Origin of the sequence: Nostoc sp. ChiQUE01b (genome assembly GCF_034531255.1) — a bacterium.
GTDB lineage: Bacteria > Cyanobacteriota > Cyanobacteriia > Cyanobacteriales > Nostocaceae > Nostoc.
The window spans coordinates 262591-288569 of record NZ_JAVRBM010000001.1 but is presented as its reverse complement, the minus strand read 5'-3'; the positions used below and the strand labels follow the sequence as shown (position 1 = coordinate 288569).

The following is a 25979-nucleotide window of genomic DNA, read 5'->3' as shown; positions in this document are numbered from 1 at the left end:
TTTGGTTAAGTATTGCTTTCTTTTCTTGCTTTGCCTAATTACAAATTATTTTAATTATGAATTGCCATAAGGCGTTGATTAAAGTAACTCTTGGGTAAAAAACAGCGATCGGGTAAAAAAGGATTGTTGAGATTTTGACATAAGAAAGTGCTGGGTTTATCCAAATGACAAAATGGTGGCACAATTCCCCAGTGTTCTGCTAGCCAAATCCAGTATCCTGTTTCAATTTTGCCGTAGCTTGATACTGTGAGAATCTCTCCAACGCTGTTGTTAATAGATACTAAATCTGATGATGATTTGATATCAATTAGCAGCCAAGCTAACTCATCTACAGAAAAGTAATAACCATTTTCGGTAGCGATATCTATGAACTGCTGTGGATCTTTAGCTATTAGCAATTCTTCTTTAAGAGATGGCGTTTTTTGTGCAAAATCAAAAAGATCCCAAATCTGTCTTCTCGTAACTAGAAACCAGCCAAGTTCTTCTGCGGTCAAATTGTAACCGTTTTCTCTTGCTAACTTGAGAAACGGCTCAAGGCTATCGGTTTCTGCTAGTTGACTTTTCAACTGGAAAGTTTGCTCTACTAGTGACAAGAAATCAATAATCTTTTGCCATGTAACTTTGTCAAAATTTTTGTTAACTTTTATTTGTTCTTTCCAATAAATGTATTTATCTTCTTTAAGAAAGAAATTCCAAATTTGATAATACATGGGTCATCTTGCCTAAGTTGTAAACTTGGTAGAGATTTGCAATTAATGAACACCAGTGTAGTCAGTATAATGTGTTTCTTCGACAGTACTAAATCTTTGATATAATGTAAATGAAGTTACACAGTGGTTAAGTATAAATGTTGTGTAAAGTTTATAACTATAAATAACAGTTACTGAGGAAAAGATGAAAGATTGCGATGCCTTGGGGTGGTCTGCACCTAAGATTTTTATTTGAATATCATAAAATAAAATTAAGTCAATAGATAGTATTAATTATTTATGAAGTAATTAATTGTAAAGCAATCTGTACTTTAGTTATTTTGAAATGAACCGCATACTCCTACGGAGAAGAAAGCTAAGTATAGCGTTTTTTAGAGAAGACGAGAGGACAGTTAAAGTAGTATTAAATACTGAGAAAAAGTATAATTACATAGAAAATTCCAGCGATCGCCTTTGTCTTCCTGTAAAATAAAGTTAAGGCAGCATTAACAAATAGGATTAATTACTATGACTGAATCAACTGCAAAACAACCTGCACGCAGAGGCAGAATTTTTCCAGAACGTACTTTAACACCAGAAGAACTTGCTAGACGCAAAGCTGAATAAGTAAAAAACTAGCCAACCAACCCTTAATTGCAGTCTTTGTGCTAGAGGACTTGTCAAGTATTCGCACTCAGCGAAGCGGCAAGAAAATGAATAAATGGTTGGGTAGTTGGGCATTTTACCAACAAGAACAATTCCTGACTTACAAAGCAGAAGCATTGGGCAAACGAGTGGTACACCAAGATCCTCGTTACACATCCCAAAAGTGCAATATCTGCAAGCACATCAAAAGGACAAATCGCCACAAGTCCAGATTCCATTGCAAAAACTGCGGACATCGGACACACGCGGATCTCAATGCTGCAAAAAATGTCAGGGATGACTATATTCTCTCCTCTACCCAAGGGACAGAGGAGCAGGCATCAGTCAATATGCCGTACGTTTCAGCCGAATCTTTCGGTTAGTTACAAGCCCCAACCCAAGAGTGGCTGGGGCGGTTGACTCTTTGCAAGTCTCCTACTCTGGTAAAAAATGCTGAAACTATTAAGATTAGAAGCATCTGCCTACTGAATACTCACTAATTTTTCCCAGCCATGCCTCTGTCACGCATAGTAACGCTGATTGTTGGTCTGATCGTCATTTTGGGGCTAGCCCTATGGCTAATTGATTCCCTATCACGCCTCTACTGGCAATTGTCCTATTCGCCGTTGCTAGGGAATTTGCTGCTGTTGCTGCTGATTGTCTTGATTGGAGCCTTGGTTGCCGCTTTCGTTTATTATGTACTGGTGATTCAATCTGGGGAAAAGCGATCGCGTCGCAACCCGAAGCGAGTGACTGCGGCACAAATTCCGGCTGCTAAATCTGACGCTGCTTCTACAACTCTCCAGGCTGTGCGGCAACAGGTAGCGCAAATTCAAGATGAAGTCACACGCCAAGCTTTATTAAGTCGATCGCGAGAGATTGAAGCCAACCTCGCACGAGGGGAAATTCAAGTAGTGGTATTTGGTACGGGGAGTGCTGGCAAAACTTCGCTAGTGAATGCAATTATGGGGCGCATGGTCGGTCAAGTAGATGCACCAATGGGTACAACTCAGGTTGGAGAAACCTATTGTCTGCGGTTGAAGGGATTAGAACGCAAAATTTTAATTACAGATACGCCAGGAATTTTAGAAGCGGGGGTGGCGGGAACGGAACGGGAACAAATGGCGCGAGAACTGGCGACAGAAGCCGATTTACTGTTGTTTGTAGTGGATAATGATTTACGGCGCTCAGAATATGAGCCGTTGCGGGGATTAGCAGAAATTGGGAAGCGATCGCTCCTAGTTCTCAACAAAACTGATTTATATACAGATGAAGATAAAGAAGCCATCCTCGCGAGGTTACGTCAACGGGTACGAGGATTTATTGCTACTAATGATGTGGTAGCGATCGCTGCTAATCCTCAACCTGCACAACTCGAAACTGGCGAAACCTTCCAACCGGAACCGGATATTGTGCCTTTGCTGCGGCGCACGGCTGCGGTTTTACGCGCTGAAGGTGAAGATTTGGTAGCAGATAATATTCTTTTGCAATCTCTGCGATTGGGAGATGAAGCGCGAAAACTCATTGATGGGCAGCGTCGCCGTCAAGCTGACAAAATCGTGGAACGTTTTCAGTGGATTGGTGCTGGTGTGGTATCAGTCACGCCGATACCAGTTGTAGATTTATTGGCTACAGCTGCTGTCAACGCTCAAATGGTTGTGGAAATTGGCAGAGTTTATGGCTGCGAATTGAATATGGAACGGGGACGAGAATTAGCCCTTTCTTTAGCGAAAACCATCGCTAGTTTGGGCATTGTCAAAGGAGCAATTCAATTATTATCTACAGCTTTGCAACTCAATGTTGCTACCTTTATTATTGGTAGGGCGATTCAAGGTGTGACAGCAGCTTATTTAACGCGAATTGCCGGTAAAAGTTTTATTGAATATTTTCGTCATGACCAAGATTGGGGTGATGGTGGAATGACGGAAGTTGTGCAGCGACAGTTTCAAATTAATCGCCGAGATGAGTTTATTAAAGTTTTTATTCAGGAAGCGATCGCACGGGTAGTGAAGCCATTACAAGATAAATCTGAAGTTGTTGAACATGATGAAGAAGTCAATAGTTAAATAAATGAACTACCCCGCCCATCTAAGAAGATGGACGAGGTTTCTGACGCTTCAATTCGGCTAGTTGCTGTAATGCGGCGCGTTATACTCATGTCAATAATTTCAACTATGGTGTACACCCTTGTCAACGAATCTACACTTTCATAGGCACTGTGTTGATAAAATAAATTTACATATAGTGTTTGTAACAAAATACAGGCGAAAAGTAATAACAGCAGATATGCTTCATCGGTTGAAAGATATATTTTCTCATCTATGCCAAAATTAGAAAAGTGAGCTAATAGAGTTTGGTGGAGAATCAGATCATGTTCACTTACTTATAGACTTCTCGCCCGATATTGCCCCATCCTCACCAATTGATAAAGCTGCCTAACTCTAAACGTAACAGCTTGCTATTGATAACCGTTATTCTTATGAAGGCAAGATGTGTCGAAAGAAGAAAACTGCCAAAGATTAAAGATTTTGTCAAATAAAGATGATTTTGAGAGCAAACGAGGGATAACTAAGGATAGTTCTATGTGTGGTGCTATTCTCTTAGATTAATATGACCTATTGCCTCAGAATTGCCGACCTACCTACAAATGAGCGTCCGCGTGAGCGATTAATGACGCATGGTGCAAAAATTTTAGCTACAGCGGAGTTAATCGCAATTCTTCTAGGCACTGGTCAAGGGCCAGGAAAACTATCTGCTGTGGGTTTAGGACAATATATCTTGAGCGAACTAGCCAAACACCAACGCGATCCTTTAGTAGTTCTGCGAGAAGTTAGCCCTGCTGAGTTAATGCAAATTTCTGGTGTTGGGCCAGCGAAGGCGACAAGCATCTTAGCAGCAATCGAATTGGGTAAACGCGCCTTTCAATCTCGCCCTAACGATCGCACATTAATTGATAGCCCACTTGCTGCTGCTGCTACCCTCAGTCAAGATTTGATGTGGCAGACACAAGAACGTTTTGCAGTGGTGCTGTTAGATGTCAAGAATCGCTTATTGGGTACGCAAGTAATTACCATTGGTACCGCAACCGAAACCCTAGCCTCTCCCCGTGATATTTTTCGGGAAGTTATTCGTCAAGGCGCAACGCGGGTAATAGTTGCCCATAACCATCCTTCTGGGAACCTTGAACCTAGCCAGGAAGATATAGAATTGACGCGCCAGTTGTTAGCAGGGGCACAGCTTTTGGGCATTCCGGTACTAGATCATCTGATTTTGGGCAATGGCAATCATCAAAGTTTACGGGAACTGACAACCTTATGGGATGAGCATCCACAGGGAGATTAGTCAAAAAGCAGGGGAGCAGGGAGCAGGGGAGCAGGGGGAGAAAAACCACCCATAAAGATCATTATTCTTATAGCTGGGGACTGGGTGAAAAGTCTTTTGGTGTCTAAGTTTTATCATCTCTTGATGTCCTAACCACTAAGGCTGTTGCTATAACTCTAGTGAGAAAAGGAGCAAGGGTGCTTTCGCAATTTTACTCAGTTTGTAACTTCTTCCCTGCCCCCAGCAAGAACTGCCTTAATTATTTACGCCGACCTACTACTTGCTTTCCTGCATATTTCTGACTAGTTTAGTCACTAACTTTCTGGGAGTAAATCTTACAGATTCAGCAAGGAGCTTATTTTTAATTCCAGGAACAATAACAGTTTTGTTTTCAAATAGACCACGATAGCCAATTTGAGCTACTGTTTCCGCAGTCATAATTTTTTGACCGCTTACCAACTTTGAGTCTTCCATTGCGGCTCTTTGTTGAAAACCAGATTCTGTAGGCCCTGGACAAAGTGCTGTCACCGAGACGCCTGTACCTTCTAATTCATTAGCGATCGCTTCTGAGAACGATAAGACATAGGCTTTACTCGCGTAGTATACTGCCATCAGCGGCCCTGGTTGAAAAGCAGCAGTGGAGGCTAGGTTTAATATTTTTCCAGACCTCCGCTTAACCATACCCTTGAGGAATAACTTGGTTAAATGTGTCAGACATAAAATATTGACTTGTAGCAATTGCATTTCAGCATTCAGGTCAATTTCGTTAAATAATCCGTAGGTAGCAAACCCAGCATTGTTCACCAACACATCAACATTGATCGATGCTTGTTCTAGCTCCGTGAAAATTTCTTCTGGGGCTGATGGGTTAGATAAATCCTTGGAAATAACTTTGACATCAATGCCAAATTTATTTTTAAATTCATCGGCAATTTTATTCAGCTTTTCCACGCTTCTAGCTACTAACACAAGATTGTAACCATCCTGAGCAAATAATTTCACAAATTCATAACCGATGCCGCCAGATGCACCAGTAATAAGAGCCGTTTGTTTGCGATTACTTTGCATAATTTTCCTCTCTTAACAGCTTGAAAACAAATAGACATCTGGTGAAATTAACTATAGCGGTTCTCATTTATCTGAGTACAGCCGTAGGAGCATGGTATGCCGTGCCCCTACTTGCGATATAACGTTGTACCGCATCTGCATGGGAACTGCTATATGTGTTAATCCAGAACTCTTATAGAGACGTAACAATGCTACATTTCTACATTCTTTTTCACTCATGTCTCTTATGAATCATTAGTTATTAGTCATTAATTAACCTAACGCTCTTTAAGCTTGATTATTCAGGGTAACTCAAAGTTTCAAGATTTCAAAACCCTTCATTTGGATGAAGGGCTATTGCATCAGGTCAGAGGAATTATTTTACACAATTCCTGGAACAGTAGGTTTACTGTCCTCAGTACTGAGTGCTGAGGGAAAGAAAAATTACTCAGCACTCTTCATCTCAACTGCCGTGTAACACGGCAAATAATAGCACTCTTCTCATGCCCACAGAGCGCGATGGTGTACCCGCTTTTTTCGGTGGCGATCGCAATTGTTGCATCTGAGAGCGTGAATAACATGTATCACTTTTAGCCTACCCGTCCCAAGCCTTGTTTGTCACCGAAGAGGCAGGGGGCAGGAGTCAGAGTTCTTTAATTTTGAATTTTGAATTTTGAATTTTGAATTGATTTCTCTTCCTGCTCCCCTGCTTCTTTTGACAGATTCGGGTAAATCTCGTCAACCTCCTCCCATGCCTGATTAGCAAGCTAGTTTTAGTGTCAAATAGCTACTAGACATCTCCAGAAATAACGTAGGCACAATTCATGAATTGTGCCTACCAAGGATTTCGGGCAACGCAGAATTAATTTTCACTCCTATGTCTACTTGTTTAGTATTTAGCCATCCTTCTATATTTGCAGATATATATCGAGATAAACGCTCTTATACATAGAAACATATATTTCTTATATAGCCTAGTTCAAATATCAATTTATACCTTGTGTTCTTTAACAAAAAGCTCCATGATTGATTGAGAAAGCCCATAACTATAAGTTGGTTAGTTAAGAAGAATGCCAATATACTTCATAAATATTTTCCATTGCTAACAAGAAAACATCTCAAATTTACTTAGGTTGGAGTTTGATTAACTCATGCTAGAAGGATGGATTCAAATTATATTAACGCTACTAATTGTAGTAGCAATTACTCCGGTTTTTGGGCGCTATATGGCGCGGGTCTACTTAGAACAAAGGACTTTTCTCGATCCGATTTTGAATCCGGTTGAGCGAGTGCTTTATGCTTTGGTTGGCGTTAAAACCAAAGAAAATATGACGGGCTGGCAGTATGGGCGGGCAGTCTTATACAGTAACGTAGCAATGGGGTTACTGATTTTCTTGATTATTATCAATCAAGGATGGTTGCCATTAAACCCAACCAAGATAGATGCCCCAACTTGGGATACAGTGCTGCATACAACTATTTCTTTTATTACTAATACTAACCAGCAGCACTATTCTGGTGAAACCTACATGAGCTATGGCAGCCAAATGTGGGGACTTGGTTATCACATGTTTACCTCTGCTGCAACTGGTTTAGCAGTGGGGATTGCCTTTATTCGCGGATTGACGGGTAGATCGTTGGGCAACTTTTATGTAGATTTAATTCGCTCGATTACCCGAATTTTACTGCCTATTTGTATTGTGGGCAGCATTGTCTTGATTGCATCTGGCGTTCCCGAAACACTGGCGGGTGCAGCTGTATTCCCCACCTTGGAAGATGCGAATATCAGTCAGGCGATCGCTCGTGGCCCAGTTGCTCATTTTGAAATTATCAAGCAATTAGGAGAAAACGGCGGCGGCTTTTTCGCCATCAACTCAGCACACCCCTTTGAAAATCCCAACGGATTTTCTAACTTGATTCAGATTGTCGCCATGCTTTCGATTCCGACTTCCCTAATCTACACTTACGGGTTGTTTGCAAACAACACTAAGCAAGCTTGGTTAGTCTACGGTATGGTGGGCATTCTCTATGTAATATTTATCATCGTCACTGCTATTGGTGAATACAACGGTAATCCGGCTGTGAATGGACTGCTGGGTAGTCAGCAACCGAATTTAGAAGGTAAAGAAGTCCGGTTTGGTTGGGCACAATCTGCACTATTTGCAACCAGTACAACTGGTACTATGTGCGGCGCTGTCAATAGTTTACACGACTCCTTCATGCCCAACGGCGGTTTTATCACCCTTTCTAATATGTTCTTGCAAATTATTTGGGGTGGACAGGGTACAGGAACCGCTTATCTATTTGCTTACCTAATTCTGGCTGTGTTCGCTACAGGGTTGATGGTAGGACGTACACCAGAATTTCTCGGACGCAAGATTGAGAAGCGCGAGGTTGTACTTGCTAGTTTTTTGATTCTGCTAGTTCACCCGATCGCAATTATGATTCCCGCAGGTATCGCCCTAGCGTTTCCCGATCAACTATCAGGAATTAGTAATCCGGGCTTCCACGGCTTTGCTCAAGTTATCTATGAATACGCCTCAGCTGCTGCTAACAACGGTTCTGGCTTTGAAGGTTTAGGAGATTCACAACCTTCACCTTTGGCGATCGCTACGGGTACAAAAACCACTGCAACTGCTTTGTGGTGGAACTTGAGTACCTGCTTCAGTTTAATTGCAGGACGCTATATTCCCATCATCGGTTTGCTGTTTTTAGCAGATAGTATGTCTCGCAAGCAAGCTGTTCCCTACACAACTGGTACATTGCGAACCGATACCGGATTATTTACAGGCGTTACCGCAGGCGTAATTTTAATTCTGGGCGCACTCACATTCTTCCCAGTCTTAGCATTAGGCCCCATTGGTGAAGCCTTTTTTATCGCCAAAGGTATTGGGTAGGTAGTGGGGGAGGCAGGGGAGCACGGGAGGCAGAGGAGCAGGGGAGAGTTAGAACTGGATTCATCCACCTCTGAACTCCGTTCATCCACCTTTGAACTGGATTCATCCACCTCTGAACTCCGTTCATCCACCTTTGAACTCCGTTCATCCACCTCAAAGACTCATGCTTAAAATCTAATCTATGCCAATGACTACTGATTCTCCCTCTCCCCATATTCCATCTGGAACTCGTGACTCGCGCAAACACACCCCCAAAACAGATATGCGGGGACTTTACCAAAGAGCAATTCGCGAGTCATTTATCAAGCTCGATCCGCGAATTACTGTCAAAAACCCAGTTATGTTTGTTGTTTGGGTAGGGACAATTGTCACCTTGCTTGTTACCCTTAACCCAAATCTGTTTGGCACAATCCAGGCTGATGTTAACCAACAACGCTTGTTAAACGGGTTGATTACTTTTATTCTCTTTTTCACCCTCATTTTTGCCAACTTTGCCGAAGCCGTAGCTGAAGGACGCGGTAAAGCACAAGCTGATTCACTGCGATCGACGCGATCGGATACGATCGCTAATAAAATCCTCCCCGATGGTTCGATAGTAAAAGTCAATTCTACAGAACTGCGACGGGGCGATTTGGTAAAAGTGGTTGCAAATAATATGATTCCCGCCGATGGGGATGTCATTAAAGGCATTGGCTCAGTGGATGAGTCGGCAATCACTGGGGAATCCGCCCCGGTACTGAAGCAACCAGGTACAGATATTGCCAGTTCGGTAACAGGTGGTACACGCCTACTCTCCGATGAGTTAACAATTCGCATTAGTGCTGATCCCGGACAAGGCTTTATTGATCGCATGATTGCCTTAGTTGAAGGGGCAGAACGCAGCAAGACTCCCAACGAGATTGCTTTGACGGTATTGTTGGCAGTGTTAACGCAGGTGTTCTTGATTGTGGTGGCAACTATGCCTCCCTTTGTGAGCTACATCGCCAGCTTTATCAGCACAGCCTTTGGAGTTGAGGCGGGAAACAGTTTGCGAGCGGGTGCTAGCGTTGCTATTTTAATATCACTACTGGTAGCTTTAATTCCCACAACTATCGGTGGTTTGCTCAGTGCGATCGGTATTGCAGGGATGGACAGAGTTGCCCAGTTTAACGTCATTGCTACCTCTGGTCGAGCCGTAGAAGCTTGTGGCGACATCAACACCCTAGTGCTAGATAAAACAGGCACGATCACCTTGGGTAATCGGATGGCCGACGAGTTTATTCCCCTGGATAATCACTCAATAATAGATGTGGCGCGAGTCTCCCTAGCTGCTAGCTTGTTTGACGAAACGCCAGAAGGCAAATCGATTGTGATTTTAGCAGAAAAATCTCAGGCTGGGGTAGACTTTAACATTGACAAAGCCGAAGGTGTAGAATTTTCCGCGAAAACCCGGATGAGCGGTACAAATTTACCCGATGGCAAACAAATTCGCAAAGGTGCAGTGGATGCCATTAAGGGATTTGTCCGTTCCCGTGGTGGCAACGTTCCTGATGATATAGATGCAGCTTATGAGCGAGTTTCTCGGTTAGGTGGTACACCCTTGGCTGTTTGCCAAGATGACAAGATTTATGGTGTCATCTACCTCAAAGATATTGTCAAACCTGGTCTGCGGGAACGATTTGACCAACTCCGCCGTATGGGTGTTCGCACCATCATGCTCACAGGCGACAATCGAATTACCGCTTCAGTAATTGCCGAAGAGGCTGGGGTGGATGATTTCATTGCCGAAGCCACTCCAGAAGACAAAATTGAGGTGATTCGCTCGGAACAATCTGAGGGTAAACTGGTGGCAATGACCGGGGATGGTACGAACGATGCACCTGCTCTCGCTCAAGCAAACGTGGGTGTGGCAATGAACTCAGGGACGCAAGCTGCCAAAGAAGCTGCTAACATGGTGGACTTAGACTCAGATCCCACGAAGCTAATTGACCTAGTAACCATAGGTAAACAGTTGCTAATTACCCGTGGAGCGTTAACAACATTCTCCATCGCTAACGATATTGCCAAGTATTTTGCGATCATTCCCACAATCTTTGCTGCTGCTGGAATCGGTGCACTTAATATTATGGGATTAAAGAGTGCCCAATCTGCGATCATCTCAGCGCTGATTTACAATGCCTTAATTATTCCAGCACTAATTCCGTTAGCACTCAGAGGGGTGAAGTTCTTACCTTTAACAGCAGATCAACTGTTACGTCGTAACATCTTCATCTTTGGTCTTGGCGGTATCGTTGCTCCTTTCATTGCCATCAAACTAATAGATATTATCCTACCTTTGTCTTAATTTACTATGAAACCTATTCAGATCCGCCGCACTATTCCTGCATCTCAAGTATTAGAAGAAATAACTGAAATCTGGTGTCAATGGCGTAGACAAAAGCTACCACTGTATTTGTTCTTGGCGATGTGCTTCAACCTAGTGGTTGCACCTCTAGTCTATGCCGCTACTAATGAACAACTTTCCCGCAGTCAATCTTGGGGATTGGGGTTGTTAGGAATGGTGACGCTAGGGCTTTCCATCTATTTATTTTTTGTAATGTTTGTACCGGAGAAATTCTAATGAGTTTTGCACGTGAAGCTAGTAGAGCTGTTCGTTCTACCTTGGTACTCTGGGTTATTGGAGCGATTATTTATCCTTTTGCGATGATTGCCATTGGGCAGATTGTGTTTCCCTTTCAAGCAAACGGTAGTCTCCTGAAAAATAGCACAGGTCAAGTTGTCGGTTCTGCTTTGATTGGTCAACCTTTTAGTAGCGATCGCTATTTTAACAGCCGTCCCAGTACCACGAGCTACAGCACAGCCGATCCCAAAAAGGACGATGCGGGAGTTTTGAGAACTGGGGTTTCTGGCGCTAGTAACTTGGCTCCCAGTAATCCTGCATTAATGGAACGCATTAAAGGTAAAGATGACCCAGACCCCAGCAAAAAAGTTGAGGGTGACTTCAATCGTCTGAAAAAAGCAGGTGTGCAGCCGACTGGCGATTTAGTCTACACCTCCGGTTCCAGCCTTGACCCTCATATTACCCCGGAAGCTGCGATCGCCCAAGTTGCACGAGTAGCCAAGGCGCGGGGAGTTCAACTGAACCAACTCGAAACTTTAATTGCTCAAAACACCGATGGTCGCTTTCTCGGCATCTTTGGCGAACCAGGAGTTAATGTGTTAAAGCTGAATTTAGCTCTGGATAAGATTAAGGGATAAGGACTTGGAAAATAGTGAATATGCCTCTTATTTGGAATAGTTATCTATAGTAATCTTTTATGATTACTTAAAATTGAAAGGCTTAGATTATCGATTTATTAAATAAGTCGATAATCTTGTTTTTAGGATAGACAAATTAAATCTATATCTCTAAATATATACCTGTTTAGCTAATTAATAAACACATATTTTATTTAATTAATACATTTTATATATCTTCAAAATATATCCTAAATAAAGCATATTTATTATGCAAAGTATTGCACAATACTATTAGAGTTAAAAAAATATTTTGTGTTAAAAAACAAAAAAGCTTTAGAACCAAGCCTGTTTGGTGCTTTAATCGAAGATAATAGCGTTTACTGTGGCATTCATTTAAGTGATATTAAGTTGCCAAATCAATGTGTTTTTCTAGGAGTTTTAAGAGAAACCCAAGTCATTTCAGCAACAGATAATCCTAGTATTTTCGCTGGAGATTACATTTTAGCAATAGCAACCCATCCCATGATGGTTCCCGCTCTCAAAGTTACTCTTAAAAAAATCCATTCTGTTTACTATTCCCTCAACAGTTGCTTATTGGAAGCTCGACCAACAGAAAGCCAATCTGTTAATTCAGATTACTCAAACCTATCAATTACTTTCAATTCCACATATTATTAGACAGATGAATATTTACCGAAGAAAGGTAGAGGGCAGTTCGAGCTTGCAACAGGAGGAAGAAAATATGTTTTTACCTCCTGCCTCCTGCCTGCTTAACTTTACTGAATCTGAGTTTGACTTAACTAAAGGTTTTTAATATGCATACTTCGGAGCTTTTCCGACTTTATGTATCCGCCCAAAAAAGTGTTAATCAGTCTACCCTGATTGAAGCTAACCTGTCAAAGGCAACACATACTGACACAAAACCACATGACGGAGACATTCCCTTTGTAGCAGTGTTTTTGGCTCACATTTCCTTCATGTTTATTTGGGCAATTGTCGTTTTTCTCGTTTCATTTGTCTGCAAGGCATTAGAAGATCCTCCAGAAAATGCGGCACAAGATAAAGACGAAATAGTAAGCATCAAAGATTTAGAGGAACATACCTGTAAAAAATGCCAATTTTTTAACAATAACTATTTTCTCAAGTGTGCAGTACATCCTACCACTGCTCTAACAAAACAAGCACTCAATTGCTCTGACTACAGCCCTAAATAGGTGAGTTTCTCGTTATACATAAAGCGATCGCTTTATCCCATACTTCCCAATTATGATCCAAGGTTTTGTGCAAATATTCCTCACCCTGTTCCTAGTTGTGGTGTCAGTCCCCATCTTAGGACACTACTTAGCTGAAGTCTTTTTCATGCACAAAACCTGGCTCGATCCACTAATCAACCCATTGGAGCGCTTAATTTATCTCCTGATAGATATTGAACCGCAAAAGAGCATGACTGGCAGAGAATATGCGATCGCTGTCTTATTCAGCAATACAGCAATGGCAATTTTGGTGTTCCTACTGCTGATGTTTCAAAATTTACTACCGTTGAACCCCACCGATTTAGGAATGCCCACTTGGGACACAGCATTACACACCACCATTTCTTTTTTAGTTGCTGCCGATTTGCAACATTATCTGCCAGAAACCACAATGTCCTACCTGAGCCAAATAACAGCTTTGGGCTTCTTGATGTTTGTTGCACCTGCTACCGGATTAGCGGTGGGAATTGCCTTCATTCGCGGCTTAACAGGTAGAGCTTTGGGCAACTTTTATGCAGATTTGACTCGCTCGATAACGCGAGTATTGCTACCCTTGGCTATTGGCAGTACGGTATTGTTAATCTTGGGAGGTGTTCCCGAAACCCTTGCTGGGCCTGTAAATATTACCACCTTAGAGAGAGTAACTCAGGCGATCGCTCGTGGCCCCATTGCCCACTTTGAAAGCATCAAAATGCTGGGTGAAAACGGTGGAGCCTTCTTTGGTGGTAACTCTGCTCATCCTTTTGAAAATCCTAATGGTGGCACGAATTTGCTGCAAGTGGTGTTAATGTTACTGATTCCCACAGCATTACTCCACACCTACGGTATCTTCATTGGTAACTTAAAACAGACTCGCCTACTGTTCTGGATGGTATTCACCATTTTTGTAGTCTTAATTGGCGTGACTGCGATCGGCGAGTATCAGGGCAATTCCACCGTCAATGTCTTGTTAGGTAGTCAGCAGCCCAATCTGGAGGGTAAAGAAGTCAGGTTGGGCTGGGCGGAAACTGCGTTATTTGCCATCACCACAACAGCAACTATGACTGGTTCTGCTAACGGAATGTTCGACTCACTAATGCCATCCGGTGGATTTTGTGCTTTGCTCAACCTATTTTTACAAGTAATCTGGGGAGCGATGGGCACTGGGGCTGCTTCTTTGGTAGTGTATATGTTTTTGGCAGTGTTCCTGACTGGCTTAATCGTGGGACGAACCCCAGAGTTTTTAGGACGAAAAATCGAAAAACGGGAAATTACCCTCGCAAGCGTAATTATTTTGATCCACCCGCTATTGATTTTACTCCCCAGTGCTATTACCTTAGCTTTTCCTGACCAACTTGCAGGTATGAGCAATCCTGGCTTTCATGGTTTTACCCAGGTGATTTATGAGTATACCTCGGCAGCTGCGGGTAATGGTTCCGGTTTTGAAGGCTTGGCAGACACCCAACCCGCCCCAACAGCCTTGTGGTGGAACTTGACAACAGCATTTACCCTCTGGATGGGACGGTTTATTCCGATTATTGCTTTGTTGCTCCTAGCAGATAGCCTGTCGTGCAAGCAACCCGTACCCACCTCAATTGCAACCCTAAATACAGATACCAAACTATTTGCTAGCGTGACTGCTGCCACTATTTTGATTCTGGGAGCATTGACATTTTTTCCTGTTTTGGTTTTAGGGCCAGTTGCCGAAGCCTTCCAAATTGCTATAGGAAAATAACTTTTAATTCCTCACTTTGAGACTTGAGTTTGTATTTATGAATTTCTTTTTCCGACTCCTGATTCCGATGGCGTTTGTTCTTACTCCCTCCTTAGTTTCTCAAAGTAATAATTGGCTTCGAGAGCATCTGATTCAACAGTTTCAAGAAACAAGAAAATGTTTTGGCTGTAATTTATCGGGAGTGAATTTATCAGGGGCAAACTTACAAAGAATTGACTTGCGATCGGCAAATCTTCAGGGCGCTAACCTCAAAAATGCTAATCTCCGGTATGCAAATTTGCAGTGGGCAGATATTCGGGAAGCAAATTTACAAGGAGCCGATCTAACTGGAGCTATCCTCAAGAATACATTGCTAACTAATGCTGATTTACAAAAGGCGAACTTGTCAGCATCCAACATAGAAGGAACTGATTTGAGAAATGCCAATCTTAGCCATGCAAATTTCATCAAAGCTTCAAAAAACAACGACATTCAGGAGCGTAATTCTGTGACTCTTTGTGAAACAGTATTGCCAAATGGGATTATTTCAGGTCGCTGCAATCAATCAGCTAATAGCCAATCAGATTTTTTATCAGGAGTAAATTAATGGTACAGCCTAATTATGAAGATAAAAATCGCTTTCTTTATCCTTGCGATCGCTACCACGGTAAATTTCAGGCAAAAAACCTAGTATTTAATGCCAACCTCCAAGAATTTACTCAAAGAGTTAGCTACATTGTTAATTTAGAAACTGCTGGAAAACTATCTCCAGAAATTGCTTTTGGCCAAATAGAAGCACTTTGGAAACAGTTAGAGGATAGTAAGAATAAGCTAGAAATTACTAGCAGCGATCTATCGGTTTAATTTAGTTGAATAATTTTGATATAGCTGTAATCAAAGTGATACAGTGATTGTTAGATTGAGAACCTTCAAACAAATTTTTAACTTTGGAAACTTCATTTGATAAACCAGAACAAATTTTATGAGACAGAAAGAAACAGTATTTGTTATTCCGACTCATCGACTGAGAGATGTAGCACAGACCATCGAAAAGTATGATGAGAATTTCTGGGCAAATGGTCATGCTTTAAAAATTATCGTTTTTGACGATTCTAGTATTGCTAACCACGAGAAATATTATCCACTTTTAGAGCAGACTAAGACAGTCAATGACGTGTTTTATGTTGGCCCCCAGGAGAAAGAGCAATTTATTACATTTTTAAACGAAAGACTGCGCGATCGCAAGCTAGAATCACTAGTCAAAAACTTATTCCGACCTAGTTATGGAGGAAATCGCAACTTCACACTCATGTATACCCTTGGACATTTAATGGTTAGTGCAGATGACGATATGCGTCCAGATGCCTTAATTGAAACTAGTCCAGAATCTTTATCAGGTGATGAAATATGTCGAGGAAAATTAATCAAATCTAGCCAACAAGGTGGTTACGTCCATAAATCTTTTGACTTACTCACAGCTTTTGGTGATGTTTTAGGTCAAAAAGCCAGCCATGTACCAGAAAACTTCGAGGCTGGAGAATTAGTTCTTGATACAGCAATGGATTTAGAAACCAATACAACTAAAGGTTACTTTCGAGAAAACAGCCTTTTATTACAACAAGGGAGAGTCTTGAATAATGCGATCGTTAAGATTGCCCAAACTTTTCGCACGGGAACTAATGATATCGATACACTTGATTTTATTCACATGTATCTTAATGATGAGAATCAAATTAGTCCCAATGACCTAAATAATTTTTATATTCTTACCAATTTTCGACCCGTTATTACTAACAAAAACTGGAGAATGGATTGTGGAGTTGCTGGATATGATAATCAACTAGGTTTACCACCATTTTTTCCAACTCGGCTCAGATTTGAGGATTATATCTACAGGATTTGGATACAGCAAGAAGAGATTGCAGCTGCACACGTTGATGCTGTTCAAAATCATATTAGAAATAACTATATGCGTAATCCTCTAGCTAGCGAACTATTTAATGAAGAAATATGTAGCTTGCTGAAAAATAAGATTAAAAACAGTGTTTATCATCTCGACGATTTGGGAATCAAGTTTGATTACTCTGGCGAAGTCACTTTACAAGATTCTGAGGAAATTCTGGAAAAAATCTCTGCTATCCACAGGCAGGTAGTCAAAGCTTCAATTTCTACTGATAATGAAGAACGCAAGCAATCACTTCAATTATTTGCTGAGAATTTATCGAGAGTCTTTTATGGATTTGAACCAGACTTTTTTCAGCAAAATGTTTCCAGAATTATCGATGATGTTATTAGCCAATTTCACGGTTCTCTAGAAATATGGCCAACTCTAGTAGAAATCTGTTACTTTTACAAAGATAAAAAGGATTTACCACAAATCAGGGTTAAAAATAAGAAAATAAAGTCTAGAAATGGGACAAAATTGAGCGAAGTTATTATATAAATTAGACCTTTGGCTAACAAGCCATCTGCAAAACTTTATGATTCTTCATCCAGGTAGATTCTCTTAGTACACAGTTTCGTAAATTCGCGAGCAATTGAGGGTTTGAGTTTAAACGCAGAGGGGAGACAGCGCGTTGCGTGGGTTCCCTCCGTTGTAGCAACTGCCGTCGCGCAGAGTATAGCGCAGAGGAGCGCAAAGTTTGTTTGAGTCAATTCGCTACGAACTTCAGGGTTAGCTGTACTTAGATATATTCTTTCAAGATTTAGGGACTTCCAAATAAAAAAATATCCCCAATTCTCTTGTGATATGGGTGTCTACCCACCTCATACTCAGGGTGAGGAGGACTTCGACCTGAGCGCTGAGTCAATACTGCCCACCCTACAAGATTAGATAATTTATTTGTTGGAAATACCTTATGCTAGGATACTTTACAGGTAGTAAGGACAAGTTTAACCAAAATCAAGAACTGCAAAGTGTATGACAACATAACTTATTAACAAAGATAGAACCGAAAATTTAAAGTAGCAGATAAATTATCTAGGTGCTATTCTAATTGCCAAAATGTTCTATACAATCGTTAATTAAGTATGTATGCAAACATTAATTATTGATAACTATGACTCTTATACCTTTAATCTTTACCAGATGATTGCCGAGGTAAATGGTAAACTACCTCTAGTAATTTATAACGATCGCCTGAACTGGGATGAATTGAAAGAAATTGCATTTGACAACATTGTGATTTCACCTGGCCCCGGTCGTCCAGAAAGGTCAGAAGATTTTGGAGTCTGCCGACAGATAATTGAGAATACGGATGTGCCCCTGCTGGGAGTCTGTTTGGGGCATCAAGGACTTGGCTATCTACATGGTGCAAGAGTGATTCATGCACCGGAAGTTCGACACGGTAGACTCAGTAAAATTTATCATAATAATTCAGAATTATTTCAAGATATTCCTAGTAATTTTTCTGTGGTGCGCTATCACTCGTTGTTAGTTGCTAATGAACTACCTGAGTGTCTAGAAAAAATTGCTTGGACTGAAGAAGGACTGGTGATGGGATTGCGTCATCGCTATCTACCTTTTTGGGGCGTGCAGTTTCATCCAGAGTCTATTTGTACAGAATATGGGCAAAAATTACTAGCAAACTTTCGAGATATTACGCTGAAATTTACAGAGAAATCGTCAAAGAGGCAGAAGGCAGGAGGCAGGAGGCAGGAGGCAGGAGGCAGAAGGGGGAGACACCCACAAGGGGTGGGGCTTGAAAGCCTCTTGGCAGAGTCAAGAAATCCACAAAAGCAATATTGGATTGGATATGGATCTGTTACTCCTGTTATGGATCAACCCCACCAAGAACAGGAAGAGAAGTTTGAATTATATACACGCAAGTTAGATATCTGCCCAAATACAGAACAAATATTTGTACAGTTGTTTGGGGATGCAGCAAACGCTTTTTGGCTAGATAGCAGTCGTGTAGAACTTGGTCTATCTCGCTTCTCGTTTATGGGTGATGGCAGCGGAGCAAACAGTTTATTGGTGCGATATCATACCCAAACGCAAGAACTGATTATCGCACAGTCAGATACCGTGATTCATCGCACCGAAAGTATTTTTGAGTATTTGAAGCGGGAAATAGACTGCCGATTTTGTCAATCTGATGAGTTACCTTTTGATTTTAACTGCGGATTTGTTGGCTATTTTGGCTATGAACTTAAGGCAGAGTGTGGATCGTCATTGGTGCATTCTTCATCATTACCTGATGCAATTTTCTTACTTGCCGATCGCATGATTGCGATCGATCATCAAGAACAGTGTCTTTATTTGCTGCAATTAATCAAAAAAGGACAAACAGAACAGGTAGAAACTTGGTTTGATACTATCCAACAACAACTCGAAACTCTAGATCCTGTTTTTTCTCTTGTACCTCAAGAAAATTGTCAGCCTGTTAAGTTCTGTTTGAGTCGTACTTACCAAAATTATATTCAAGATATTCAGGAATGCTTGGACGAAATTCACGAAGGGGAAACTTATCAAGTTTGCCTGACAAATCAACTTTACACCGATGCCACCCCCGATCCATTGACCTTCTACCGCACATTACGTAAAATCAATCCGGCTCCTTATTCTGCATTTTTACGCTTTGGTGAAATTGCGATCGCTTGCTCATCTCCAGAAAGGTTTCTACGGATCGATCGCCAAGGTTGGGTAGAAACTAAGCCGATTAAGGGAACCCTACCACGAGGGGAAACCGCTGAAGCCGATTTCGTCCTCCGTGAGAAGCTACGCAACAGCGAAAAAGACCGAGCTGAAAATCTGATGATTGTCGATCTGTTACGCAATGATTTGGGACGAGTCTGTGAAGTTGGTAGCATTCATGTACCAAAATTAATGGATGTGGAAACATACTCAACAGTACATCAGTTGGTGACAACGATACGCGGGCGGTTACGTTCAGACTTGCAAGCGGTGGATTGCGTGCGGGCTGCATTTCCTGGAGGCTCGATGACTGGTGCGCCCAAAATCCGCACCATGCAAATTATTGATCGCTTGGAACAACAGGCGCGGGGAATCTATTCAGGTGCGATCGGCTTTTTGGGTTTGAATGGTTCAGCCGATTTCAATATTGTGATTCGGACTGCTGTTTTGACTCCCAATCGAACCTCCATTGGTATTGGTGGCGGAATTATAGCCCTTTCTGAGCCGGAGATGGAGTTTCAGGAAACGCTGCTTAAAGCCAAAGCCTTAATCGACGCTCTGCTTCTGACGATACACGGAACATCTGAACCAGATGTATATTCTATTCTGGGATTAGAAGCAACAACTGCCGATAGTTTTGAAAAATTACCTGCCTAAATCAGGGGCTTAATAAAGCATTGAGATGTATTTGGTGTCGCTATCCCAACACAAAACTGGCTACTATTAAAGATTATTTACACTAACATTTATATCCAAATCCCCTTGGGTAAAGATATTTGGTACTGATTTTCAACCTGTAGAGACGCGTTAGCGCAGCAGTATAGCAAAGTGCTGAGTGCTGAGTGCTGAGTGCTGAGTAGAAACTCAGTATTATCAAAGGTTTCAGCAACCAACATAGTCCTAACCTATGCTTCGACTGCTATAAGAAGTAAAATTTTGTGTCTTTACTAAGGATTTTAGGCTTAACTGAACGGTATTGATTTATCTGACATTCGGCAGGTTGGAGGTTCAAAATAATTAATAATCAATAATTACTAATTTATCATCAAAACCTCATATATAAATACACTTTCTTGATTCAGGAATAAATTTAAAGATAAAAAGCAACTACCGCAAATCCGGGTTAAAAACAAGCAGCTAAAGTCGATAGATAGCACAAAATCGACCAAAATTACCTTATAAACTCAACCTTTGGCAAATAAGCCATCTGCAAAACTTGACAATTCTTTATATGTAAAAATTTTCTTAGATATATAGCTTAGTTAACAGCAATCTGATAAGATTTTTCAACAAGTAGAATAATTACTTGTTCTCTTTTTCTTGAACCAACTGATTTTGGTTATTTTTTGGGAAAGGAAAATAAAAATGTCTCATCTATTGTGGAAAACTCTGGTACTAAGCCCAGTAGTTTTGGGAGTGACGGTGTTGGTTTCCGCTAAGGCTATGGCTGCTGCTGAAGTAGCAAGTTCTTCTGAAGATACAAAGCCAATAGCTGCTAATGCTTCAATATTCATTCAAGCAGAGCAACCAAAAGTTAATCAACTATTGGTTGCCCAAAAGACTGATGAAAATAAGGTTTTAGAAGAGGTTAATCGCTACAGCAACGAAGGCAAAAATCAGAATTCACTGTCTCAAGTTACATCAGTTTCTCAATTTTCTGATGTACAACCGACTGATTGGGCATTCCAAGCTTTGCAATCCTTGGTTGAACGCTACGGTTGTATTGCAGGATACCCCAATAGCACTTACCGTGGCAATCGGGCACTGACTCGTTATGAGTTTGCCGCCGGTTTGAATGCTTGTTTAGATCGAGTTAATGAACTGATTGCGACAGCAACTGCTGACTTGGTGACAAAACAGGATTTGGCAACTCTCCAGCGTTTGCAAGAGGAATTCTCGGCAGAACTGGCAACTCTACGCGGTCGAGTAGATTCTGTAGAAGCACGAACTGCTGAACTAGAAGCTAATCAGTTTTCCACTACCACAAAATTGGTGGGTGAAGCTATTTTTGCCGTTACTGATATTTTTGGCAATAATACTGGCGATGCGAATAATACTGTCTTCCAAGATAGGGTACGTTTAGACTTGCAAACCAGTTTCACAGGTAAAGACGTTTTACACACCCGTCTTGCAGCCGGGAATGCACTAGCCTTTACACAAGTAGGGAATAATGGTGTTGGGATCGATACTGCTGAAGGCACACAAACATTTCAAATCGGCAGCACTACTAACAACAGTGTGATTATCGACTGGCTGGCGTATTACGTACCCATAGGTCCAGCCCAAGTTTACTTTGCTGGCACCGGAGGTATTCATAGCGATTATGTTGCCACTAACAACCCTTATTTTGAGGACTTTGATGGTGGTAACGGTGCTTTGTCTAGCTTTGCTTCTGAAAGTCCGATTTATCGTATTGGTGGTGGTGCAGGTGCGGCACTGACTTTACCCTTTGGTAAGGGTGGTAGTTTTTTCAAACCAAGTTCACTGACTATAGGCTACTTGGCATCAAATGCTAATAATCCTGGGGCAAATCAAGGTTTGTTAGAGGGGAACTATGCGGCTCTTGGACAGTTGAACTTTAGTATTGGCGATCGCTTATCTATAGGTGCTACCTACGTTCACGGTTATCATGGTGCTGGAGGTGGTAATTTATTTGATCTAGGTGGTGGTTTGGGTAGTGCTAACCGCGTCGTAGGTACTGGTCAAGCTAACACCCTAACTACCTTAAACGGATCTTCCAGTAATTCTTATGGGATATCGGCAGCTTTAAGGCCCAGCGACAAACTGTCAGTCAGTGGCTTCATTTCTTACCACGATGTCACAGGCTTTGGTGCTGATGATGATTATGAAGCTTGGAGCTACGGTCTTGGGGTAGCCTTACCTGACTTTGGTAAAAAGGGTAACGTTTTAGGGATTTTTGCTGGTGCAGAACCTTATGCCCGTAACCGAGGAGGAGCTTTTGCTGGTACTGGTAATGATATACCTTATCACTTTGAAGGCTTTTACAAGTATCGCGTGTCAGATAACATCTCAATTACCCCTGGTGTAATCTGGTTGACCTCTCCTGGTCAAAACAGCAATAACGATGATGCAATTATCGGTACGCTGAGAACAACTTTCACTTTCTAAACAGGTTACAGCAATTTGCTTTAGGGACGCATAGTTATGCGTCCCTATGGTAATTTATCGAAATAGAATAAAGGCGTCAGTCGCCAGAATGGGCTAAACGCCCCGCTACCGCTAACAGAATGAATTTTGTGCAACTAAGGGATATAAACCAATACTTCTCGGTTAGCGCAATTAGTCGTTGCAGATCCCCCCAACCCCCCTTAAAAAGGGGGGCTTCTAACCCTCTTTTACCCCCTTTTTAAGGGGGTCGCCGTAGGCGGGGGGATCTGAATTTAGGACGACTCAACCCTTATCCGAGAAGTATTGGGATATAAACACCTTTCCCCTTTACCGAGTCAAGTTCCTTTGGCAAACTACTAGTACACTGCGGCGTAAATAAACCACCCATTCCAAATCAATAAAACGCTTATGCTGTATTCATTTTGACTTTTGACTTCCGCCTTGCGGCACTGCGGATCTTTTTCAAAGCCAATTACCGATCGCAACCATTGGTGCCCAATATGCAGGATGATCGTACATAATATTGACACCTTCAGATGGCGGTAATTTCTTAGCATGAATCATTCTGATTTGAGCCGTTTGTAAAGCCTCTGCAATACTCATGCCAGTGTTGCGATAGTTGGCGTAAAATGTTTTCACTAGTTCGGATGTCGATTGATCGGTGACACTCCACAAAGATGCGATCGCACTTTTAACCCCAACTTGCAATGCAACTCCAGCTAATCCTAGTGTGGCACGGTCATCGCCAACTGCGGTTTCACAGGCAGTTAGCATGAGTAGTTCGACGCCATCTGATTTGCTGTTGAGGTTTCGCAGTGAGTTTTCTAATTGGCTAATGGTAAGTTTTTGGTTTTTCCCTGTGACAATGAAGGTGTCTTCAGGAATAATCCCAAATTGAGCGTGACTAGCTATGTGAACAATGGGATATGTGGTTTTATCAAGTTTGTCTTGAAAACTTTCGGGAAGAAAATTATCGTCAATCAGGGGGGTATGATTGGGGAATATACTTTCAACTGCCCTGACTTCATCGGGAACTGCAAAAAGCTGTTCAAAAGTCTTGCCGTCGATGGTGGCTTCTTTTGTCAAACCCAAAATTAACGCTCTTTGCGTACTGCGATCGCGTAGTTTAGGTGTAGTAAGTCGTAAACTGGGAGTTGTCGCAACTGCATAAGTTTCGACTAAATACTTTTGTTGTTTGCTGTCATAAAGTGCCGCCATTGGAACGCTACGCAAGAAGCCATCCTGAATAAATACCAGAGTTTTGACTTTCTCTGGTTTGATATCTTCAGCAAAAGGGCGAATCATCCAATCATAAAGCTGTGATGCAATTGTTGTATCGTAGTTAATTTCTTCTCTTTTAACTAGTCCCGTGCGAAACTCGGCAATTTTTTTCTGTAGGGTTTCACTGCTAACTACTTTGTCACCTTGTTGATTGGGGTCTTCAATCCACTTAAATTTAGTTGCTTGATTGGGTAATTGCAATAATATCCCGGTTTTGCCATTTAAAATTATTGAACTCAAAAACCCAGTCTTCTTAAAAGCTACACTATTATCTTCAAGGAGTTCGCCCACCTGTTTGGGATTCAACCCACTCAAAATGCAATCATTGCCAAAATAATTCTGTAATTCTGCGAGTTTCAGAGCATCGATGGTGTTAACTACTTTTGATAGTTCCTTCGCACGTCCTTCGTCTGCAATTGCCCCAACTCCTAGCAAATCGAGCCGCGACTGTGCCAATGTCCGGTATAATGGTCGAACGACATCGCGGAAGTCAAACTGTACATCTCGTTCGGCAGTCAAAATATCCTGGCGGATATCTTCTAAGGTATCAAATGCTCGTTGATAAGATGCGATCGCTTCTTCTTTTCGCTTCTGCTCATCTAAAATCCTTCCAGCTTGCCACTCCCACAAATACAAGCTATCTTTTGCACTCAACTTGCTGTCTGCTGCGATGATAGCAGCTTGGGTATATTTTAATGCCTTCTGATTTTTTAATGCTTTTTCATTATCTGGGCTACATTCCCAGAAATGGCCCAAAGCACCATTAGAATAAGAAATTAGGCGATTATCTTGTAATTTTTGACTCGTTAATACTGAACTTTCGAGCAAATTCAATGCTTCATTATCCCCAGATAAAATCAGCTGAGTCGGACAGTAGGTAAAGGGTGAAGTTCCTTGAGCATCGCGTTGCAAGTATGCTAAATCAATTGCGCCATAGACTTTTGTGGCAGAATCGGGCAAACCTTCGAGAACTTTTAAAGCATCCTTAAGGGCTTTGTTAAACTCTTCATCATTAATAAATTTGCTCTTATTTGTCTGGGAAGCCAACTGAATGAAATTTAATAATCCCCGCATCTCTGCTAAAGGTTGTTTTTCGTTACGGGCTAATTTTATACTATCTTGAAAATATTGATAAGCTCTGTCATAGTCTTCTTGTGAACTTTGAGTAAATTCTTTTTCTTTACTAAAAATACTAGCCTTCTTTGCCGAATCCGCTTGTAACTCTCGCAATTGACCGCGACTTTTATAAGCATTACCCAAACTATTAAACACCAAAAATTTAGATTCGGGAGCAAGTTGTTGCGCTATGTCTAAATGCTTAATTGCTTGGTCGTAACTTCCGATTAAGCGATATGCTTCACCAAGAATACCCAAAGCCGCAACATGACCGCGTTTGTCGTTGTATTTGGTAGCGATTTGTTCAGCACTTTCTGGAGTGCATTTTTCTTGACTTGGTTGATTTTCGGAACTTTCCGACTTATCTATTAGTTTGCCACATAAAAGCGCGATCGCTTTACGAGGTTGTCCCAAATTGCTATAAACTTGGGCAAGTTCTGACTTCATACGTCCGACTTGCTGGATATTATTCACCGTATTATAGTCATTAATTGCTGCCGATAACGATGCGATCGCTGCTTTGTTTTCTCCTATTTTTTGGTAAGCACGCGCCAAATTTTCATTCACAACTGCTGTAACTGACGGATTATTTTTATCTTGATTTAATGCCTCTCGCCAATTTTTTATGGCATTAACAAAATCTCCTGCATGATAGTCTTTAATTCCTTGTTCAACTAGTGCAGTGACATTTGGAGTTTGTGCAGATACAACTTGTCCAAACAATAAACAAATTCCGAGACTTGCCAAAAATAATACTTTAATTAATCGATGGCGATTTAGTTTTTGGGATTGCTGAGTAAAGAGATGAATTAGCCTTGCATAAAGAGAAATTCCAGCGACAAAATCTGCTGTTCTAAATTTTGGTGGTCGTAAAGGTGCAGAGAGTAAGAGTTTGAGATATTTCTTTGGGGATTTCATATTTTAATTCAGCAACATCTGGATACAGTATTCGGTTTAAATAAGTTATTTTTTATACAAATGGTTTTTGCGATCGCCAGTTATTCCGAATCAATTGATAAAGGAAATACTTATATGACTTTTATTTTTAACTTA

Annotated in this window: 18 protein-coding genes and 1 pseudogene; 16 read left to right on the top strand and 3 right to left on the bottom strand. The window is 41.4% G+C overall.

The genetic code is table 11. From position 1 onward, the window contains the following. Nucleotides 1–50: 50 nt before the first annotated feature. Nucleotides 51–710 carry a Nif11-like leader peptide family natural product precursor gene (locus RMY63_RS01170; protein WP_322726931.1) on the bottom strand — a complete coding sequence of 220 codons (660 nt, stop codon included), beginning with the start codon at nt 708–710 and terminating at the stop codon, nt 51–53. A gap of 602 nt (nt 711–1312) precedes the next feature. Between RMY63_RS01170 and RMY63_RS01165 the strand changes: the two genes are divergently transcribed. From RMY63_RS01165 to radC, 4 genes and pseudogenes are all read left to right on the top strand, one after another. After that, nucleotides 1313–1717 carry a zinc ribbon domain-containing protein gene (locus RMY63_RS01165; protein WP_322727038.1) on the top strand — a complete coding sequence of 135 codons (405 nt, stop codon included), beginning with the start codon at nt 1313–1315 and terminating at the stop codon, nt 1715–1717. 129 nt (nt 1718–1846) lie between these two features. After that, nucleotides 1847–3400 (top strand): GTP-binding protein, encoded by a 1554-nt coding sequence (locus RMY63_RS01160; RefSeq protein WP_322726930.1) that lies wholly within the window; start codon nt 1847–1849, stop codon nt 3398–3400. Nucleotides 3401–3521: 121 nt separating this feature from the next. Then, nucleotides 3522–3773: pseudogene (gene tnpA, locus RMY63_RS41665) on the top strand (IS200/IS605 family transposase). 171 nt (nt 3774–3944) lie between these two features. After that, nucleotides 3945–4676: a RadC family protein gene (gene radC / locus RMY63_RS01155; RefSeq protein ID WP_322726929.1), complete on the top strand. Its 732-nt coding sequence runs from the start codon at nt 3945–3947 to the stop codon at nt 4674–4676. 255 nt (nt 4677–4931) lie between these two features. Here the strand turns inward: radC and RMY63_RS01150 are convergent, their stop codons facing one another. After that, the gene (locus tag RMY63_RS01150; RefSeq protein ID WP_322726928.1) at nt 4932–5723 is read right to left on the bottom strand and encodes an SDR family oxidoreductase; all 792 of its coding nucleotides are present in this window, start codon (nt 5721–5723) and stop codon (nt 4932–4934) included. Nucleotides 5724–6853: 1130 nt separating this feature from the next. Here RMY63_RS01150 and kdpA (RMY63_RS01145) point away from each other — a divergent pair. From kdpA (RMY63_RS01145) to RMY63_RS01090, 12 genes are all read left to right on the top strand, one after another. After that, nucleotides 6854–8599 carry a potassium-transporting ATPase subunit KdpA gene (gene kdpA / locus RMY63_RS01145; RefSeq protein WP_322726927.1) on the top strand — a complete coding sequence of 582 codons (1746 nt, stop codon included), beginning with the start codon at nt 6854–6856 and terminating at the stop codon, nt 8597–8599. A gap of 181 nt (nt 8600–8780) precedes the next feature. After that, nucleotides 8781–10922: a potassium-transporting ATPase subunit KdpB gene (gene kdpB, locus RMY63_RS01140; protein ID WP_416212476.1), complete on the top strand. Its 2142-nt coding sequence runs from the start codon at nt 8781–8783 to the stop codon at nt 10920–10922. A gap of 6 nt (nt 10923–10928) precedes the next feature. Beyond that, nucleotides 10929–11198 carry a potassium-transporting ATPase subunit F gene (locus RMY63_RS01135; RefSeq protein ID WP_322726925.1) on the top strand — a complete coding sequence of 90 codons (270 nt, stop codon included), beginning with the start codon at nt 10929–10931 and terminating at the stop codon, nt 11196–11198. Beyond that, entirely contained in the window at nt 11198–11836 is a 639-nt protein-coding gene (gene kdpC / locus RMY63_RS01130) for a K(+)-transporting ATPase subunit C (protein WP_322726924.1), read from the top strand. The genes RMY63_RS01135 and kdpC overlap by 1 nt, the downstream gene beginning before the upstream one ends. A gap of 294 nt (nt 11837–12130) precedes the next feature. Then, nucleotides 12131–12496, top strand: coding sequence for a potassium transporter TrkA (locus RMY63_RS01125; RefSeq protein ID WP_322726923.1), 366 nt, complete (start codon nt 12131–12133; stop codon nt 12494–12496). 137 nt (nt 12497–12633) lie between these two features. After that, the gene (locus tag RMY63_RS01120; protein WP_322726922.1) at nt 12634–13032 is read left to right on the top strand and encodes a hypothetical protein; all 399 of its coding nucleotides are present in this window, start codon (nt 12634–12636) and stop codon (nt 13030–13032) included. Between the two features lie 52 nt (nt 13033–13084). Beyond that, nucleotides 13085–14785: a potassium-transporting ATPase subunit KdpA gene (gene kdpA / locus RMY63_RS01115; RefSeq protein ID WP_322726921.1), complete on the top strand. Its 1701-nt coding sequence runs from the start codon at nt 13085–13087 to the stop codon at nt 14783–14785. Between the two features lie 37 nt (nt 14786–14822). After that, nucleotides 14823–15371, top strand: a complete 549-nt coding sequence (locus RMY63_RS01110; RefSeq protein WP_322726920.1) for a pentapeptide repeat-containing protein — start codon at nt 14823–14825, stop codon at nt 15369–15371. Continuing rightward, nucleotides 15371–15628: a hypothetical protein gene (locus RMY63_RS01105; protein ID WP_322726919.1), complete on the top strand. Its 258-nt coding sequence runs from the start codon at nt 15371–15373 to the stop codon at nt 15626–15628. The genes RMY63_RS01110 and RMY63_RS01105 overlap by 1 nt, the downstream gene beginning before the upstream one ends. Before the next feature lie 118 nt (nt 15629–15746). Continuing rightward, on the top strand, nt 15747–17207 hold the full coding sequence (locus RMY63_RS01100; protein WP_322726918.1) for a hypothetical protein: 1461 nt from the start codon (nt 15747–15749) through the stop codon (nt 17205–17207). Between the two features lie 591 nt (nt 17208–17798). Continuing rightward, complete coding sequence (gene pabB, locus RMY63_RS01095) at nt 17799–20057, top strand: aminodeoxychorismate synthase component I (protein WP_322726917.1); 2259 nt, start codon at nt 17799–17801, stop codon at nt 20055–20057. Nucleotides 20058–20765: 708 nt separating this feature from the next. Then, complete coding sequence (locus RMY63_RS01090) at nt 20766–22529, top strand: iron uptake porin (protein ID WP_322726916.1); 1764 nt, start codon at nt 20766–20768, stop codon at nt 22527–22529. Nucleotides 22530–22991: 462 nt separating this feature from the next. On the opposite strand, the gene RMY63_RS01085 is transcribed toward RMY63_RS01090, so the two are convergent. Beyond that, complete coding sequence (locus RMY63_RS01085) at nt 22992–25844, bottom strand: CHAT domain-containing protein (protein ID WP_322726915.1); 2853 nt, start codon at nt 25842–25844, stop codon at nt 22992–22994. Between the last annotated feature and the right edge of the window lie 135 nt (nt 25845–25979).

What these genes read in the sequence shown, in the direction of transcription:
- RMY63_RS01170 (WP_322726931.1), bottom strand. Translation starts at nt 710, where the DNA reads ATGTATTATCAAATTTGGAATTTCTTTCTTAAAGAAGATAAATACATT.
- RMY63_RS01160 (WP_322726930.1), top strand. Translation starts at nt 1,847, where the DNA reads ATGCCTCTGTCACGCATAGTAACGCTGATTGTTGGTCTGATCGTCATT.
- radC (WP_322726929.1), top strand. Translation starts at nt 3,945, where the DNA reads ATGACCTATTGCCTCAGAATTGCCGACCTACCTACAAATGAGCGTCCG.
- RMY63_RS01150 (WP_322726928.1), bottom strand. Translation starts at nt 5,723, where the DNA reads ATGCAAAGTAATCGCAAACAAACGGCTCTTATTACTGGTGCATCTGGC.
- kdpA (WP_322726927.1), top strand. Translation starts at nt 6,854, where the DNA reads ATGCTAGAAGGATGGATTCAAATTATATTAACGCTACTAATTGTAGTA.
- kdpB (WP_416212476.1), top strand. Translation starts at nt 8,781, where the DNA reads ATGCCAATGACTACTGATTCTCCCTCTCCCCATATTCCATCTGGAACT.
- RMY63_RS01135 (WP_322726925.1), top strand. Translation starts at nt 10,929, where the DNA reads ATGAAACCTATTCAGATCCGCCGCACTATTCCTGCATCTCAAGTATTA.
- kdpC (WP_322726924.1), top strand. Translation starts at nt 11,198, where the DNA reads ATGAGTTTTGCACGTGAAGCTAGTAGAGCTGTTCGTTCTACCTTGGTA.
- RMY63_RS01120 (WP_322726922.1), top strand. Translation starts at nt 12,634, where the DNA reads ATGCATACTTCGGAGCTTTTCCGACTTTATGTATCCGCCCAAAAAAGT.
- kdpA (WP_322726921.1), top strand. Translation starts at nt 13,085, where the DNA reads ATGATCCAAGGTTTTGTGCAAATATTCCTCACCCTGTTCCTAGTTGTG.
- RMY63_RS01110 (WP_322726920.1), top strand. Translation starts at nt 14,823, where the DNA reads ATGAATTTCTTTTTCCGACTCCTGATTCCGATGGCGTTTGTTCTTACT.
- RMY63_RS01105 (WP_322726919.1), top strand. Translation starts at nt 15,371, where the DNA reads ATGGTACAGCCTAATTATGAAGATAAAAATCGCTTTCTTTATCCTTGC.
- RMY63_RS01100 (WP_322726918.1), top strand. Translation starts at nt 15,747, where the DNA reads ATGAGACAGAAAGAAACAGTATTTGTTATTCCGACTCATCGACTGAGA.
- pabB (WP_322726917.1), top strand. Translation starts at nt 17,799, where the DNA reads ATGCAAACATTAATTATTGATAACTATGACTCTTATACCTTTAATCTT.
- RMY63_RS01090 (WP_322726916.1), top strand. Translation starts at nt 20,766, where the DNA reads ATGTCTCATCTATTGTGGAAAACTCTGGTACTAAGCCCAGTAGTTTTG.
- RMY63_RS01085 (WP_322726915.1), bottom strand. Translation starts at nt 25,844, where the DNA reads ATGAAATCCCCAAAGAAATATCTCAAACTCTTACTCTCTGCACCTTTA.